Source organism: Streptosporangium nanhuense, assembly GCF_059358815.1.
Genome location: NZ_JCADBG010000029.1, coordinates 39,565 through 55,049, shown reverse-complemented (window position 1 = coordinate 55,049; position 15,485 = coordinate 39,565). Strand labels below are relative to the sequence as shown.

14 protein-coding genes are annotated in these 15,485 nt (G+C 71.9%); 7 read left to right on the top strand and 7 right to left on the bottom strand.

Annotated features, from left to right (window positions below; translation table 11 throughout):
* Positions 1–10: 10 nt before the first annotated feature.
* Together AC5L38_RS38180 and AC5L38_RS38175 are read left to right on the top strand one after the other, a co-directional pair.
* Positions 11–796: a GNAT family N-acetyltransferase gene (locus AC5L38_RS38180; protein WP_495247685.1), complete on the top strand. Its 786-nt coding sequence runs from the start codon at positions 11–13 to the stop codon at positions 794–796.
* A 77-nt stretch (positions 797–873) separates the two neighbouring features.
* A complete protein-coding gene (locus AC5L38_RS38175) occupies positions 874–1,896 on the top strand; it encodes a DUF4037 domain-containing protein (protein ID WP_495247684.1) in 1,023 nt (340 codons plus the stop codon).
* Positions 1,897–1,955: 59 nt separating this feature from the next.
* On the opposite strand, the gene AC5L38_RS38170 is transcribed toward AC5L38_RS38175, so the two are convergent.
* Complete coding sequence (locus tag AC5L38_RS38170) at positions 1,956–2,261, bottom strand: DUF3817 domain-containing protein (protein ID WP_495247683.1); 306 nt, start codon at positions 2,259–2,261, stop codon at positions 1,956–1,958.
* A gap of 415 nt (positions 2,262–2,676) precedes the next feature.
* Here AC5L38_RS38170 and AC5L38_RS38165 point away from each other — a divergent pair, with 415 nt between their 5' ends.
* Complete coding sequence (locus tag AC5L38_RS38165) at positions 2,677–4,686, top strand: ABC transporter ATP-binding protein (protein ID WP_495247682.1); 2,010 nt, start codon at positions 2,677–2,679, stop codon at positions 4,684–4,686.
* A 60-nt stretch (positions 4,687–4,746) separates the two neighbouring features.
* Here the strand turns inward: AC5L38_RS38165 and AC5L38_RS38160 are convergent, their stop codons facing one another.
* Complete coding sequence (locus tag AC5L38_RS38160) at positions 4,747–5,571, bottom strand: MerR family transcriptional regulator (RefSeq protein ID WP_495247681.1); 825 nt, start codon at positions 5,569–5,571, stop codon at positions 4,747–4,749.
* A 171-nt stretch (positions 5,572–5,742) separates the two neighbouring features.
* Here AC5L38_RS38160 and AC5L38_RS38155 point away from each other — a divergent pair, with 171 nt between their 5' ends.
* From AC5L38_RS38155 to AC5L38_RS38145, 3 genes are all read left to right on the top strand, one after another.
* Entirely contained in the window at positions 5,743–5,877 is a 135-nt protein-coding gene (locus AC5L38_RS38155) for a hypothetical protein (protein WP_495247680.1), read from the top strand.
* A 164-nt stretch (positions 5,878–6,041) separates the two neighbouring features.
* The gene (locus AC5L38_RS38150) at positions 6,042–6,596 is read left to right on the top strand and encodes a TetR/AcrR family transcriptional regulator (RefSeq protein ID WP_495247679.1); all 555 of its coding nucleotides are present in this window, start codon (positions 6,042–6,044) and stop codon (positions 6,594–6,596) included.
* 94 nt (positions 6,597–6,690) lie between these two features.
* Positions 6,691–6,945 (top strand): helix-turn-helix domain-containing protein, encoded by a 255-nt coding sequence (locus AC5L38_RS38145; protein ID WP_495247678.1) that lies wholly within the window; start codon positions 6,691–6,693, stop codon positions 6,943–6,945.
* 55 nt (positions 6,946–7,000) lie between these two features.
* On the opposite strand, the gene AC5L38_RS38140 is transcribed toward AC5L38_RS38145, so the two are convergent.
* The 3 genes from AC5L38_RS38140 to AC5L38_RS38130 all read right to left on the bottom strand — a co-directional run bounded on the left by AC5L38_RS38140 (position 7,001) and on the right by AC5L38_RS38130 (position 10,114).
* Positions 7,001–8,050, bottom strand: a complete 1,050-nt coding sequence (locus tag AC5L38_RS38140) for a tyrosine-type recombinase/integrase (RefSeq protein WP_495247677.1) — start codon at positions 8,048–8,050, stop codon at positions 7,001–7,003.
* Between the two features lie 650 nt (positions 8,051–8,700).
* Positions 8,701–9,162 carry a hypothetical protein gene (locus AC5L38_RS38135; protein ID WP_495247676.1) on the bottom strand — a complete coding sequence of 154 codons (462 nt, stop codon included), beginning with the start codon at positions 9,160–9,162 and terminating at the stop codon, positions 8,701–8,703.
* Between the two features lie 100 nt (positions 9,163–9,262).
* Entirely contained in the window at positions 9,263–10,114 is an 852-nt protein-coding gene (locus AC5L38_RS38130; RefSeq protein ID WP_495247675.1) for a hypothetical protein, read from the bottom strand.
* Positions 10,115–10,934: 820 nt separating this feature from the next.
* On the opposite strand from AC5L38_RS38130, the gene AC5L38_RS38125 reads away from it, so the two are divergent.
* Positions 10,935–12,023, top strand: a complete 1,089-nt coding sequence (locus AC5L38_RS38125; protein WP_495247674.1) for a zinc-dependent alcohol dehydrogenase family protein — start codon at positions 10,935–10,937, stop codon at positions 12,021–12,023.
* On the opposite strand, the gene AC5L38_RS38120 is transcribed toward AC5L38_RS38125, so the two are convergent.
* On the bottom strand, positions 11,987–12,217 hold the full coding sequence (locus tag AC5L38_RS38120) for a hypothetical protein (protein ID WP_495247673.1): 231 nt from the start codon (positions 12,215–12,217) through the stop codon (positions 11,987–11,989). The two genes, AC5L38_RS38125 and AC5L38_RS38120, sit on opposite strands and share 37 nt — an antisense overlap.
* A 770-nt stretch (positions 12,218–12,987) precedes the next feature.
* A complete protein-coding gene (locus tag AC5L38_RS38115; RefSeq protein ID WP_495247672.1) occupies positions 12,988–15,444 on the bottom strand; it encodes a cation-translocating P-type ATPase in 2,457 nt (818 codons plus the stop codon).
* Between the last annotated feature and the right edge of the window lie 41 nt (positions 15,445–15,485).

Genomic DNA, 15,485 nt, shown 5'->3' with positions numbered 1-15,485 from the left:
CCGTGACGCCATGAACGCTGTGAACACCGTGAACGGCACGCCGGTGCCGCTGAAGGACGCCGCCGAGGTGGCCGAGGCCTGCGCCGGCGACGCGCTCCTGCTGTGGGGAGCCCAGGGAATGGGCCCCGGGGTACGGGCGTGGGCGCTGGGGGAGGCGGTCGCGGTGGCCTGCCCCGACCTCAACCGCCGCGACCGCCTGACGGTGGGCGGCCCGGCCGGTCCGGTGAGCACCCTGGTGGAGCACGCCCTGGCGCGGGTGGGCCCGGCCTACCGGGTGGTGGGGGAGCAGGCACTCGTCCAGGAGGTGGCCGCCCGGCTGCGGATGCGGGTGCACGGCTCCTTCGAATGGATGGACGCCCCGCCCGGCGCCACCTTCACCCGCCCACCGCGGCAGGAGCGGACTTTCGGACGGGCACACTGGCTGCCGGGCACCCAGGAGGGGGAGGTCAGCGACCTGCTCGCACAGGCGTCCCCCACGGCGTGGGCGGTGCCCGGCGTGGCGGGAGTGCGGCGCTGGGCCGGGATACGCGGCGACGACGGGCACCTGGCCGCGGTGGCCGCCGACGCCTGGTCCTGCCCCGCGGTGGGATTCGCCGCCGGGGTGGCCACCGCCCCGGCCCTGCGCGGCCGCGGATACGGCGAGCGGGTGTGCCGGTTCGTGTTCGCCGAACTGGCCGCCGCCCACGACCGGGTCGCGCTGATGGTCGACACCGACAACCACGCCGCCATCACCCTGTACGAGCGGCTGGGACTGCGCGCCCGCCCGCTGTCGGCCGCCGCCGTGGAGGGCACCTGACCTCCGCCGCCTGCCCGGCGAGAGGCCCGGGGGAAAACCTGGTGCGAGGCGCGGTCGCGGCAGGCAGAGTGGACGAAATGATGTCCAGTTTCATACCTGGCCTGGAGCTTTCGCGTGCTTTCTACACCCAGGTCGTACAGCCGATCATGGCCGACGTGCCGCACAGCGCCGCGCTGATCGGCGCCGGGTCGGAGGTGCTGGCCTTCGACACCGAACGCTCCACCGACCACGACTGGGGACCCAGAGTGGTGGTGTTCGTCGCGGCGCACCGGACCGAGCCGGTCCGGTGCGCCGTCGACGAGCACCTGCCCGCCGACTTCCGCGGCTACCGCACCACCGTGACCGGCGCGCGCCACGGCGTGCAGGTGAGCGACGCGGCGACCTGGTTCACCGAACGGCTCGGCTTCGACCCGCTGCGGGGGGTGAGCGTCCTGGACTGGCTGTCGACCCCCTGGCAACGGCTGGCCGAGGTCACCAGCGGCGAGGTCTTCCACGACGGCCTGCAGATCCTGGAGCGCTCCCGCGCCGCGCTGCGCTGGTACCCCCCCGACCTGGAGCGCTACGTGCTGGCCGGGCAGTGGCGGCGCCTGGCCCAGCAGGAGGCCTTCCCCGGCCGGTGCGGGGAGGTCGGCGACGACCTGGGCTCGGCACTGGTCACCGCGAGCCTGGGCCGCGACCTGATGCGGCTGGTGATGCTGACACGCCGCCGCTACCCGCCGTACGCCAAATGGCTGGGCAGCGCTTTTGCCCGCCTGTCGGGCACGGCGGAGCTGGGGGACGCGCTGTCGGCGGCGATGGCGGCCACCGCCTGGCGCGAACGCGAACACCACCTGGGGGTGGTGTACCGGCGGGTGGCGGCCCTGCACAACCGGATGGGAGCGGCCCCGGCGCTGGAGGCGAGCCTGCGGCCCTACCACCGCCGCCCCTTCCAGGTCATCGACGCCGGCCGGTTCGCCGACGCCCTCAGCGGCGCCGTCACCGACCCCCGCGTGCGCGCACTGCCGCCGGTGGGCTCGATCGACCAGTTCGGCGACAGCGTCGACCTGCTGACCGACCCGCGCCGCTGCCGGGCGGCCACCCGCGCCGTCCTGGACCTGTGAGACCGCGAGGCCGTGAAACCCGTGAGACGGCGGGGACGGCGGGGATGGCGGGGCGCAGGTCAGGCGGTGACCGGCTCCCGATGGCGGGCGAGCATGCGCCGCTCGAACCACAAGGTGGCCAGCGGCGGGACCGAGCACACCAGGCCGACGACGACCGTGCCCAGGCTCCAGCGGGCCTGGCGGGCCGCGTACAGCACCGCGGCCAGGTAGAGCACGAACAGGGCGCCGTGCACCGGGCCGAAGATCTTCACACCGAGGTCCCCGGTGGCGGCGACGTACTTGAAGTACATGCCGATGAGCAGTCCCGCCCACGAGCACGCTTCGGCGATCGCCACGTAACGGAACAGGCGGAGTGCGGTCGGCACGGCGAGTACACCTCTCCAAAGGGGAGACATCGAAAGACGAGGACGAGCTGGGGTGAACGGCCTCCAGCCTAGGGGGGCGGGGGGCCGCCCACCCCGCCGGGCCCCACCGGCACCGGGAGCCGCGAAGGGCCGGGCACGCGGCGGGCGAGAAGCCCGGGGCAGGCTCTCGAACGGGCGGGCTGCGCAAGGTGGGCGGCACGGCGGGGGAGACGCCCTTGACCTGAAGTTAACTTCAGCTTCTAGGGTCATGGTGTCGGCACCGCCCGCGCGCCCCCACCGGGCGCCGGCCGCTGCCCCGCAGGACGGCCGGACACGAGCAGGACGCGACAGGATGCGACAGGACACGGAACGCGAGCCGTGCACGGCCGCCGGCGATCCCCCCGAACGACGAGCACAGAAAACACGGTGACCTGTGATGAGCATGGAAATGGCGGCCTGGCACTCGCTCTACAGCGCGGTGCACGCCCAACAGGACCGGCGGCCCTTCTCGAAGGCCACCCTGCGGCGCATCGCGGCCTTCGCCCGCCCGCACCGCACCCCGCTGGTGTGGTTTCTGCTGCTGAGCGTGGTGTCGGCGGTGCTGGCGGTGGCCACACCGGTGCTCGCCGGGCAGGTGGTCGACGCGATCATCGGCCGCGCCGAGGCGGGCGTCGTGTTCCGGCTGGCCGCCCTGATCGCGGTGATCGCGCTGGCCGAGGCGGCGCTGGGCCTGCTGACCCGGTGGATGTCGGCCGGCATCGGCGAGGGGCTGATCCTGCGGTTGCGCGGCGCCGTCTTCGACCACGTGCAGCGCATGCCGATCGCCTTCTTCACCCGCACCCGTACCGGCGCGCTGGTCAGCCGGTTGAACAACGACGTCATCGGCGCCCAGCGCGCCTTCAGCGACACCCTCTCAGGGGTGGCGGGCAACCTGGTGACGCTCACCTTGACGCTGGTGGTGATGGTCGGCATCTCCTGGCAGCTGACCGCGCTGGCACTGGTCCTGCTGCCGCTGTTCGTCCTGCCCGCCCGGCGCGTCGGCGCCAGGCTGGCCCGGATGGAACGCGAGGCCGCCGACCACAACGCGGCGATGAGCACCCAGATGACCGAACGCTTCTCCGCCCCCGGCGCCACCCTCGTCAAGCTGTTCGGCCGCCCCGCCCAGGAGTCGGCCGAGTTCCTGGCACGGGCCCAGCGGGTGCGCGACATCGGGGTGCGCACCGCGATGGTGCAGTCGGTGTTCGTCACCGCCCTCACCCTGGTCTCGGCGCTGGCCCTGGCCCTGGTCTACGGGGTCGGCGGCTTCTACGCGCTGAGCGGGAGCCTGGAGCCGGGCGCCCTGGTGGCGCTGGCACTGCTGTTGACCCGCCTGTACGCGCCGCTGACCGCACTGGCCGGGGCGCGGGTGGAGGTGATGAGCGCCCTGGTCAGCTTCGAGCGGGTCTTCGAGATCCTCGACCTGCGACCGCTGATCACCGACAGGACCGACGCCCGCGCGGTGCCCGACGGGCCGGTGACCGTGGAGTTCGACAACGTCGGCTTCGCCTACCCCTCGGCCGACAAGGTCTCGCTCGCCTCCCTGGAGGAGGTCGCCACGCTGGACGCGCGCGGCGGCGCGACGGTGCTGCACGAGGTGTCCTTCCGCGCCGAGGCAGGGCAGATGATCGCGCTGGTGGGCTCCTCGGGAGCGGGCAAGTCCACGATCGCGCAACTGCTGGCACGCCTGTACGACGTCGACAGCGGCGCGGTACGGCTGTCGGGGGTGGACGTGCGCGAGCTGTCGGCGGCCTCGATCCGCCGGACACTGGGCGTGGTGACCCAGGACGGGCACCTGTTCCACGACTCGATCCGCGCCAACCTGCTGCTGGCCCGCCCCGAGGCCGGCACCGAGGAGCTGTGGCAGGTGCTGCGACGCGCACGGCTGGCCGACCTGGTCGCCTCGCTGCCCGACGGGCTGGACACCGTGGTCGGCGAACGCGGCTACCGCCTCTCGGGCGGGGAACGCCAGCGGCTGACCATCGCCCGGCTGCTGCTGGCCCGCCCCAGCGTGGTGGTGCTGGACGAGGCCACCGCCCACCTGGACTCCACCTCCGAGGCCGCGGTCCAAGAAGCCCTGGCCGAGGCACTGGCCGGACGGACCGCGCTGGTCATCGCCCACCGGCTGTCGACGATCCGCGCCGCGGACCTGATCCTGGTGGTGGAGGACGGGCGGATCGCCGAGCGGGGCACCCACGCCACGCTGCTGGCCGCCGGAGGCCGCTACGCGCAGCTGTATCGCACCCAGTTCGACCGGCGGGCCACCACCCCCGGCGGTGACCCCGGCCGAGGCGAGCTCGACAGGGGTGAGCTTGAGGACACCGACCTCGACGGCAGGATGCTCGGCGGGGAACTCGGCGGGGAACTCGGCGGGGAAGGGGTCGCCGGAGGCGCCGTGGCCGCCCGCTGAACACCCCTGCCTCCCTCGCCCTTTTCGGGAGCCGGGGGAGAGGGGCGGGGGCAAGCGGGCTCAGGCCGGATGCCCGGCGCGGTCGGCGCGATCGGCGTTGGCGTGGATGGCGTCGCGGATGTAGGAGGTCAGGCCCGTGGCCGAGGCCTCGTAGCCGGCGGCGAAACGCGGATCGGCGACGTACATGTCACCCAGGCCGCGATGGATGTCGTAGGAGCAGTCGTAGCACCAGCGGGTGAGGTGGGCCCGGTGGTGTTCGGCCAGCTCCATCGCCCGCGGGCCGTCGGCGGGCAGCCCCGCCAGATAGGCCTCGGTGAAGTCACGCACCGTCCGGGCGGCCTCCTCGGTGAAGCGCGCCCAGTCGGCGGCGGTCATCGCGGCCGCCTTGGCGCGCGACTGCCGCCAGGTGCCGGTGTGCCCCCAGCGCCGGCGCGCCTCCTCCTCGTGCTCCTCGGGAACGAAGTCGCCGAAGACCTCGAAACGCTCCTGGGGGGTCAGCGGGATGCTCAAGATGTTCGCCTCCATGGCGTGCTCGACCGCGGCCGCCATCGCCCGCAGCCGGTCGATGCGCCGGGTGAGGAGCTCGTGCTGGCGCCGCAGATGCGTCAGGGTGTCGGTGGCGGGGTCGTCGAGGATGGCGGTGATCTCCTCCAGCGCGAAGCCGAGCTCGCGATAGAACAGCACGTGCTGCAGGCGCTGCAGATCGGCCTCGGTGTAGCGGCGGTATCCGGCCGCGGTGCGCCGTCCCGGCGAGACCAGCCCGATCTCGTCGTAGTGGTGCAGCGTGCGCACGCTGACCGCGGCGATGCGCGCCACCTGCCCGACGGCGTAGTCCCGAGCGCCGCCGGGCACGCGGTCGGGCTCCTCGCGTGCCGTGTGCCTCATGACGTTCCCCGGTTTCACCGTGCCAGCCTGCATCCTCACGTTACGGCAGGGTCAAATCCTCCGAACCCCTGGTCGGGGTGATACCGAAGGCCAGCACGCGGGTGCCCGCGGCGGGGCCGGTGCCGTCGGCGGCGGGCGGACGACGACTCCGGCGGCGTCGTAGCCGCCCACGTGGCCGGCGGGCAGCTGGGCGAGCATGCCCAGCTCGCCGGGGTTGAGGGAGGCGTGGCGCACCTGGAGGAGCACCTGGCCTGGTCCGGGCTCGGGGTCTGGGGCCTGGCCCAGGCGCAGGCCGCAGGGGAGTGAGGGATCGACGACGAGAGCGCGCATGGCGGATGCTCCTGACCGTGAAGGACGACGCACGGAAACCCCCCGCACACCAACCAAACGGACCAATGGTCCGATTAGATGTGGGCTAACATACGGACTAACGGTCCGGTTACGCAAAGAAAAACAAAGAGGGGACAGCGATGAGCGAACGCGCCGACGCCGCCCGCAACCGCCGCGCCATCCTCACCGCCGCCGAAGACCTGCTGGCCACCCACGGCCCCCACATCTCCCTTGACCAGGTCGCCGCACACGCCCGGGTCGGCAAGGGCACCGTCTTCCGGCGCTTCGGCAACCGCACCGGCCTGATGCAGGCCCTGCTGCAGGAACGGGCCGTGCAACTGCGCGAGGCACTGGAATCAGGCCCGGCACCACTGGGACCGGGCGCCCCACCCGCCGAGCGCATCGTCGCCTTCCTCGACGCCCTCTCCCAGCTGGCCGCCGGCAACCTCGCCCTCCTGGCCGCCCACGAACGCTCCTGCACCACCGACCGCCACGCCGACCCCACCTACGTACGCTGGCACGCCCACCTGGAGACCCTGATCACCCAAACCCGCCCCGACCTGGACGCCACCTTCGTCGCCCACGCCCTGCTGGGCATGTTCGACGCCGACATGGTGCGCCGCCTCACCCAGGAGGGCGACCCCGGCAGGTTCGCCCGCTCACTGCGCCAGCTGGTGGGGGAGCTGCTGGCCTGAACCGGCCCCACGCCGTACCGCAGGGGCGGGGCGCGCGATCACGCCGGGCTCGGCATGCGCCGGTATTCTTATCGCACTTGCTAGGATCTGGCACATGGTGCGACCCCCGCTGACCGAACTCGACCGCGAACGCGGCCACCGCCTGGGCACGATCCTGCGCCAGGCACGCGGCACGCGCAGCATGACCGAAGTGGCCGCCGCCGCCGGACTGTCCGCCGAGACCCTCCGCAAGATAGAGACGGGCCGCATCCCCACCCCGGCCTTCTTCACCGTCGCCGCCCTGGCCCACGCCCTCAACGTCTCCCTCGACGTCCTGGCCGAGGTGTGCGCCGAAGAACACGCCGCCTGAACACCCCCGAAGCGAGAACCCGCCGGACCCGGCGGGCCCGCCACCCGGCCGCCGATCAGCCCGACGCCGGACCACGCAACAACGGATGCGACCGCATCGCCACCTCAAGCTCCCCGGGCAGCTCATCGCGGTAACGCCCCAGCGTCGCCAGATCACTGTGCCCCAGAACCCGCCGCACCGCGTCCATGTCCACCGCGTCGGCCAGCAGGTGAGTGGCCGTGGTGTGCCGCAACCCGTGCGGCGTCACCGAACGACGCCGATCGGGATCCACCCCGCGCTGCACCCGGTCGATCACCGCCTGCACGTCCCCGCGCGCCAGGCGCCGCCCCCGCCACGACAACAGCAACGCCTTCTCGGCCGAGGCCATCCGCCCGTGCAGCAGATACGCCTCCAGCACCAGCGCGACATCGGCGGGCAACGGCACATCCCGCGTCTTGCCGCCCTTACCGAAGATCCGCCAGTAACGCACCCCGTCGTTGGTGTAAAAATCCTCCACATTCGCCCGTACCAGCTCCGACACCCGCGGACCCATCGTCGACAACATCAACACGATCAGCCCGTCACGCAACTCGGTGTGCTGGTCACGCCGCCGCACCCGCCCCGTACCCGCCACGGGCGCCTCGGCCACCACCGCACCACCATCGGGCCCGCCACCCAGCTCACGCGCCGCACCGATCAGCCCCCGCGCCTGCTCACGGGTCAGCGCCCGCCGCTCCGGCCGTAGCCCTCCGCGCTCCCTGGCCGTCACCGTCGCCATCGCCATCGGATTGACCTGCACCCACCCCGCCAGCACCGCGTGCTTGAACAACGCCGAGATCGACCGCCGAAACCGCGCCTGCGAGGAGGCCGACTGCGACGCGCCCGCCCGCTCACCCGCCCGCTCGTCGGGCTGCGAGCGCCGCCGCCCGTCAGGCTTACGGGCGAAGGCCAGCAGGACGGCGTCGACGTCCTCACCGGTCAGGTCGTCCAGCACCACCTCCTCGCCCGCCAGGTCCACGAAGGTGGCCACATCACGCGCGTACACCTCCGCCGTCGACGCCGACAGCGCACCGGTCAGGGTCTTGGCCCGCACCAGTTCCACGTAACGATCGGCCGACTCGCCCACGCTGAGACGATTCAGATCAGCTGGCCGCATGATCCCGGCGACACCCCTTTCACATCCGGGCCGTCGTCAACGGCCACCCACCTCGCACCAGTGCCACATCCCCACCCGCCGAAACACCACCACCTGGGTCAGCCGCGCCACCGCCACTGTCACCGGCGACGTCACCGGCGACGGCCCGCACGCCACCACCGCCCATGACCACGGGGGAGTGGCCCACCGGGGAGAGCGGCGTCCTCGCCACCCCCGCCACGCTCCGGCAGATCACCGATCATGCACATCCCCCCACGGTAGACGACCCCCCGCCCTCCACAGGGCCCACGCGAAAAGTTCCACCGACCTGCCCAGGAGCACCGCATAGGGGAGAGACATGCCCGGTGTGCCACGTACGGGGGGATTCGGGGCCTCACATGCGGGGGAGAGGGGCGACTGCGGCACCCCCTCGGTGTCCTCCTCGCCCTCGCCCTCGCCGCGGCGGGCGGACACGGCACGAACCGCTGACCGGCGGCAACCGGCCGTTCCCCTGACCCGCGCCCCGCACATCCGTACACCGGGAGGCGCCACGGCAGGGGAGACCCCTCAGTGAATCCGTGGAGTCTTCGCGCGGCCCGCCGTCTCGTCGATGCCGTCAACGCCACCAGGCGGGAAACCACTCAACGGGTGTCCTGCGCGCCCTCCGCGACCCTGGCGGTCGCGGCGGCGTACTCGGCGGCGGTCATGCCGCGGTCGGGGTAGTGCTGGTTGAGGTCATGCTGATCGTCGGCCCACCGCTGGTACTCCCGCCGGACGGTGAGCTCATCAGAATCGACAATATGGGCGATATCCGCCCAAGTGACCCCGGCAAGCAGAGCATGATGCAGGTTGGAGGGATGACGCACGGTACGCGCGACGCACTCCGCCAGCGCCAGCAGCTCGATGTGCTCGGCCACGGTGAGCGCAGGCCGGTCATCGGCCCCGTGCCGCGCCGGATCGTAGACCCCTCGGGCCACCAGCTCACTTCGGGCGCGAGCCGAGGCGTTCTTGGCGGCCAGCTCGTTGTAGCGCTCCAGCTGCTGGCTGACGGGCATGTCGTAGCGAGCGTCGCGCCAGGTCGCGATGTGCTCGGGCGTGGTCATGACGACTTCTCCAGGGCGGTCGGGTGCCGGCGCCGAGCCGGTGCGGGATCGGTCGCCTCGTGGAGCATAGTGCGACGCGACCTTCCCGGATCACGACGGATCACGACGGATCAAGGCGACTTGGGCGGGAGCGTTCCGGAGTTGCCCGGCTGCGCTGGGTGCCCGCCGGGGGCTCCGCGTGGACCCCGGTGGATCCTTGTGGATCGGGTTCGGTGAGACGGAACGGATGAGTGCGGATGGGTGCCGGTCCGGTTCGGTTACGACAGGGCGAAGAGCTGCTTTTTTTGGGCTTGGGACGGTATACCTTTAACCAAACAGAATTGAGCTTCTGTATGGTTAAAGGTGTTTTGTGCCGATAGGGGCTGTTCGGTGTGCCGTGCGGGTTTCCGCCCGCCGGGTGCTCCGTGCCGCAGGAGAGCAGGGGGCGGCGAGGGCGGCGCGGTTCCCTCCCGGGTGCACCGTGGCGCCCCAGGCCCCTCGGGCGGCGGCCGAGCACTGTCACGGCGGACCGGACGTCGGCCGTTGGGTAGGGGGTGGGTGGTTTCTCTTCCAGGTGAGGACAGGCTGGGGCGTTCTTCCAGGAATTCGACTCAGCCGGGGCGCGCTGCCGGGTGAAGGCCGCCAAGGTCTCCACGATGGATCCGTGGTCGCGGGCGGAGTCCATCATGATCCGTTCCAGCGCGTAGATCGCCCCCACACGTACTTCCAGCCGGTCGTCCCCCAGCAGCCCCAGCGCACGGATGTAGCGGTCGGTGAGCTGGGTCTCACGTTGCAGGACGACCCCACGGCCGGTGAAGAGCAACGCACCCGCAGCGAACAGGCCTGTCGCCAGCTGCAATACCTGTGAGCGCGCCGCGTCGATCGCGATGACCTGCTGCTCCGGCGACAACAGGTTCAGCTGGAAACCGATCAGCAGAACCGCTCCCGGGCCCCACAGCAGTATGAGGATCACGACGAGGACGCCGACCGCTCCCCCGGCGACGAAAGCCCATGCCCGGTGCCGGCCGCGGATTGGGCGCGGGGTGAAACCGCCTCGTGCGTATCGCCTCCGACCCCGCTTCGGAAGACACCACCTCGTCGAGGCTCCTCGGGCCGAGCTCCGCCGACCACGCTCCCTTGTCCATGCCCGTGGGCGCGTCCGGTCTCTTCCTGCTCTCATCACGATCACGTCCTAGTTGCGCGTCAAGGCACCGATCCACGCCGTCAGCTGGTTCGCCTGCCCGTGCCGGTAACGGACGAGGCGACAGGAGCGACGGTGTCCCGTCGGCTGACGGTGATCCCGGTTGGCGCATGATCACCCAACCTGGCAAACGTTTCCCGGTCACAGCGCTGGGTCAGTCGCTCTTGGCGCGAACCACCTGTGGTTGTGTCCAGTGCGGGCCACCTTGGCGACGCTCGCTTCTGTCTCATCATCCGTCGCGAAATTCATTCCAGGACAGGGCGGAACGTCCTGTGACCGGGGGACCTCTTGCCCCTCGACTCCGGTCATGGCGTCGCGACCGCACAGTACGAGTCACCCGGCGAGCAGGGCGCGAAAGTGACGGTTTGGTCGATCCCGCCTGGCCCTAAGCCGGGCCAATCATCATCTTGATCAAGACCCTCGCCAAAGCCGCCCTTGGCCGCGGCGTCTCCCTTTCCGGCGGCAACCGGTCGGCGACGGCAGACAGCGATGAATCAAGCAGGCGTATGACCTTCGATCGCTCCGGGTCGCGATCAGGCGTTTCGTTCCAGGCCTGTGGGGTGCAGGCGGCGGTACGTGTGACGATGGGAGGGTGACGCAGACGATGACCGCCTGGGTGGTCCGCCGGCCCGGCCCCATGGCCACTCACCCGCTGGAGCGGGTGCGGCTGCCGGTGCCCGAGCCGGCCCTGGGTGAGGTGCTCGTCCGGGTCGAGGTGTGCGCCGTCTGCCGCACCGACCTGCACCTGGCCGAGGGTGACCTGCTCCCCCGGCGGCCCGGTACGGTGCCCGGGCACGAGGTGGTCGGGCGCGTCGCGGATCGCGGCCCCGGAGCCGACCGGTTCTCCGTCGGCACCCGGGTCGGCGTGGCCTGGCTCCGCTCCACCTGCGGTGAGTGCCGTTACTGCGTCCGAGGCCGTGAGAACCTCTGCCCGTACTCGCGCTACACCGGCTGGGACGCCGACGGCGGTTACGCCGAGTACCTGACCGTGCCGCAGGACTTCGTCTATCTGCTGCCCGAGGATCAGGCCGCCGAGAAGCTGGCTCCGCTGCTGTGCGCGGGCATCATCGGCTACCGGGCGTTGCTGCGCGCCGAGTTGCCGCCGGGCGGGCGGCTGGGCGTCTACGGGTTCGGCGCCTCGGCTCATCTCACCGCCCAGGTCGCGCTCGCCCGGGGCGCCACGGTGCACGTGCTGACCCGTTCCGCGTCCGCCCGCGGGCTCGCCCTGGAGCTGGGTGCCGCCTCGGCGGGCGACGCCTACGACGCTCCTCCCGAACCACTGGACGCCGCCATCCTGTTCGCCCCGGTCGGCGACCTGGTCCCGGTGGCGCTGGCCGCCCTGGACCGCGGCGCCACCCTGGCCGTGGCCGGAATCCATCTCAGTGACATCCCGTCGCTGAATTACTCCGGCCACCTGTTCCAGGAGCGTACGCTGCGCAGCGTCACCGCCAACACCCGTGCCGACGGCCAGGCTCTGCTGGAGCACGCCGCCCGCCGTCCACTTCGCGTCACCACCACCGCCTACGACTTCGAGCGGGCCGACCAGGCATTGGCGGACCTGGCCGCCGATCGTGTCACCGGCGCCGCCGTCCTCCGTATCGGTGATCGATCGCCTGCCGTGGATCGCGGTGTCCGGCCGGCGGGTCAGCCGGTGGAGGGGGCACGACCCAGCGTGAGATAGACGATCGGGCCGATCGGCTGGACGAGCAACAGCGGCCACCACAGTGCCTTGGAACCTCGGATCTGGCCGGCGGGTCTGCACCACAGGTCGGCGGCCGCCGTGGCGGTGAGCGACAGCTCTACGGAGGCCAGCGTCAGGATCGCCGCCTGCTGCCGGGCGGAAAGGTCACTCCAGCGCTTGTGCGAACGTTTCATGAGTGGCTCCTCGGTAGTGGGTGGCATTGGTTCGACGCGGAACGAAGCGACCGGCGCTTCTGGCTCTCCGGTGACGACGGTGCGGCCTGTCACAGCCGTCTCCTTTGAAAGATCCGTCTTCCTTCGTCTCCATCACACACCGGCGCGAGAGTCGCGGTATCGGCCGGACGTCATCTGCCGCAAGGACCATCGTCCTGGGCCACCGCGCCGGCCGACCTCCGTTCGACATCGGGTAACGCCTCGTCATCGTGAGGTTTCCGTGGTCACAGGGCCGCCGGTCGCCACTTACCTGGACGGCGTCGCCCATGACCAGGTGACGCGCCTGGTCGTCTCCCCCGGCCCGGATGACGGCGCCCGTCCCGTTCGTGTTCCGGGCCGGGCGCCCGTCACCGGCCCCGGCACGCAGCCGTTCTGGACCGCGCAGGCCGAGGGTGTAGGCCGCCAGACCCTCACCTGGGACATCCGGACGGGCGAGTGGGCCCTGGTCGTCACGAACGCCGACGCCTTCGCGCAAGTGTCCGCCGATATCCGGCTGGGCGCTCTCCTGGCTTGGACGGGGACTCTGAGCGCAGGGTCATTCGTCGCCGCGGCCGCCCTGTTCCTGGCCGGCGGTGGGCTGATCACGCTGGGCGTCCGCTTGGCCGCGGTCTCGCTCCCGCCCCTTCCCTCCACCTCCCCGACGGTCGTCAGTCGTGGATCTCGCCGGGCACCTCGCCTGCTGCCGGTAACCGGTGATCGAGACCTCGCCTCTGCTGTCGACCCGGTGGCCTTCACCTGGTCCGCAGCCGATTCCTGGCCTGCCAGGCCTTGTGTGCGGCGTCGGCCAGGATCACGGCGGGGATCGCCAGGGCCGCCAGCGCCCAGCCCGCGGCGTCTGGGAAGGTCCCGCCGAGCAGGTCTGTCAGCACGGGCAGGCTCAGAAAGGCCGCGAGCACCACCACCTCGAAGGTGATCGCCCCGAGTAGCAGGGGGTTGGCGCGCCAGTGCGTCCGGCCGATCCAGCGGGACTCGCTGCGGCAGGCGAAGGCGTTGGCGAGCTGGCCCAGCACCACGGCGGCGAACGCCGTGCCGGAGGCCGTGGCGAGCAGCGCGGACCCGGGCTCGGCGCCGAGCGTCCAGCCGCCCAGCAGCAGCACGCCGGTGAAGGCGGCCATCTCGGCCAGTGCCTGCACGGGACCGAGCACGCCGAAGACGCGGCGCAACAACCGCCGGTCGATCAGGTTCCCGGCGCGGGCGGGACCGTTCATGGTTCGTGGGTTGGCCGGTTCGGCGCCGAGGGCGAGGGCGGGCAGCAGGTCGGTGCCGATGTCCAGGGCGAGGACCTGCAGCACGGTGAGGGCAAGAGGGATCGTGCCGCCCGACAGTGCCCAGACGGCGAACGGGGTGAGTTCGGCGACGTTGTCGGTCAGGTGGTAGGTGAGGAAGCGGCGGATGTTGGCGTAGGTGGCCCGGCCCAGCTCGACCGCGGTGACGATGGTGGCGAAGTGGTCGTCCAGCAGGACCAGGTCGGCGGCTTCGCGGGCGACGTCGGTGCCCGAAGCTCCCATGGCGATGCCGATGTCGGCCTCGCGCAGCGCGGGTCCGTCGTTGACACCGTCGCCGGTCATCGCCACGACGTGGCCGCGTCCGCGCAGCGCGCGGGCGATGCGCAGCTTGTCCTCCGGCGTCACCCGGGCCACCACGACGCCGTCGCGGTCGAGCAGCTCGCCCAGCGCCTCGTCTCCGGTGGGCAGCTGGGCGCCGGTGAGCACGAGCGCGTCCGGCCCCAGCAGGCCGACCTCGGCCGCGACCGCTCGGGCCGTCCCGGGATGGTCACCGGTGATCATGGCCAGTTTGATTCCGGCGCGGCGGCAGACGGCGATCGCCTCGGCCACGTCGTCGCGCGGCGGGTCCTTCAGTGCCACCAGCCCGAGCAGCGTCAGGTCCCGCTCCTCCTCCCCGGTGCCCCGGGCGATCGCCAGGACGCGCAACCCTCGCTCGCTCATCTCGGTCAGCTTCTCCTGCGCGCCCGCTACGGCCGCGCACAGAGGGAGCACGCTGTCGGGCGCCCCTTTGAGGTGCAGCTCGCCGCCGGCCACGACGGAAGTGCGGCGGCGGACCGCGTCGAACGGCAGGCGCTGGGTGACGACGGCGTCTATGTCGGCTTCGGCCTGCACCGCGGCTACGTGCAGGGCGACCTCCATCGGGTCGCCGATCGCTTTTCCGTCGGCGCCCATGCGGCCGGTGGAGCTCAGCACGGCCGAGCGCAGGACCTCGGCCGCCGGGTGAGCGGGCGTCCAGATCTCGGTCACCGTCATCTCGTTGCGGGTCAGTGTGCCGGTCTTGTCGGTGCAGATGAAGGTGGCCGACCCCAGGGTCTCGACCGCCTCCAGGTGGCGGACCAGGGCGTTGCGGGCGGCCATTCGCTGCGCGGCCCGGGCCAGCGAGAGTGTCACCGTCGGCAGCAGTCCTTCGGGGACCAGGGCGACGGTGACGCCCAGCGCGAACAGGAAGCCCTGGGCGGGTTGCATGCCCAGCAGCACGGCCAGGCCGAAGAAGGTGGCGCCGATGCCGAGGGCGATCAGGGCGACGGTTCTGACCACCTTGTTGAGCTGGAGGGTGAGTGGGCTGGGCGGGCGTGCGGCTTCCTGGGTGAGGGCCGCGATCTGGGCCAGCCGGGTTCGTGCTCCGGTGGCGGCCACGACGGCCTCGGCCTGGCCCTCCACCACGAAGGTCCCGGCCGACAGCCGCTTTCCGGCCTCGGGACGCGCCGGCACGCTCTCCCCGGTGAGCATGGACTCGTTGACCGCCAGCCCATGGGTCTCGACCGCCTCCAAGTCCGCGGAGATCCGGTCGCCCGCCTCCAGCAGGACCACGTCCCCGGTGACCAGGCAGGTGGCCTCGATCTGGGTGACGCGGCCGTTTCTGCGGACCGTGGCGGCGGCGGGGATCAGCTCCCGCAGCCGTTGCCCGGCCCGGTCGGCCCGGTACTCCTGTGCGAACGCGAAAGCTCCGTTGAGCAGGACCACCACGACGATCGCCACGGCCAGTTGTGGCATCCCCGCCAGCAGGGCGAGTACGGCCGCGCCCCACAGCAGCAGCGCGAAGAAGTGCGTCATCTCCCGCAGCAGCAGCATCACGGCAGGCGCGCGGCGGGGCGGCGGCAGGATGTTGGGGCCGTCGGCGGCCAGCCGCGCCGCGGCCTCGGCAGAGGTGAGCCCTGAGCTGGTGGAGGAAACGCTGGTCATGCCTGTTACGTTCGTCCGGACCGGGCGGGTTGCGTAGAGCA

Coding starts and splice junctions, on each gene's coding strand:
- AC5L38_RS38120 (WP_495247673.1), bottom strand. CDS start 12,217: ATGAAACGTTCGCACAAGCGCTGGAGTGACCTTTCCGCCCGGCAGCAG.
- AC5L38_RS38160 (WP_495247681.1), bottom strand. CDS start 5,571: ATGAGGCACACGGCACGCGAGGAGCCCGACCGCGTGCCCGGCGGCGCT.
- AC5L38_RS38175 (WP_495247684.1), top strand. CDS start 874: ATGATGTCCAGTTTCATACCTGGCCTGGAGCTTTCGCGTGCTTTCTAC.
- AC5L38_RS38165 (WP_495247682.1), top strand. CDS start 2,677: ATGAGCATGGAAATGGCGGCCTGGCACTCGCTCTACAGCGCGGTGCAC.
- AC5L38_RS38115 (WP_495247672.1), bottom strand. CDS start 15,444: ATGACCAGCGTTTCCTCCACCAGCTCAGGGCTCACCTCTGCCGAGGCC.
- AC5L38_RS38135 (WP_495247676.1), bottom strand. CDS start 9,162: ATGACCACGCCCGAGCACATCGCGACCTGGCGCGACGCTCGCTACGAC.
- AC5L38_RS38180 (WP_495247685.1), top strand. CDS start 11: ATGAACGCTGTGAACACCGTGAACGGCACGCCGGTGCCGCTGAAGGAC.
- AC5L38_RS38145 (WP_495247678.1), top strand. CDS start 6,691: ATGGTGCGACCCCCGCTGACCGAACTCGACCGCGAACGCGGCCACCGC.
- AC5L38_RS38150 (WP_495247679.1), top strand. CDS start 6,042: ATGAGCGAACGCGCCGACGCCGCCCGCAACCGCCGCGCCATCCTCACC.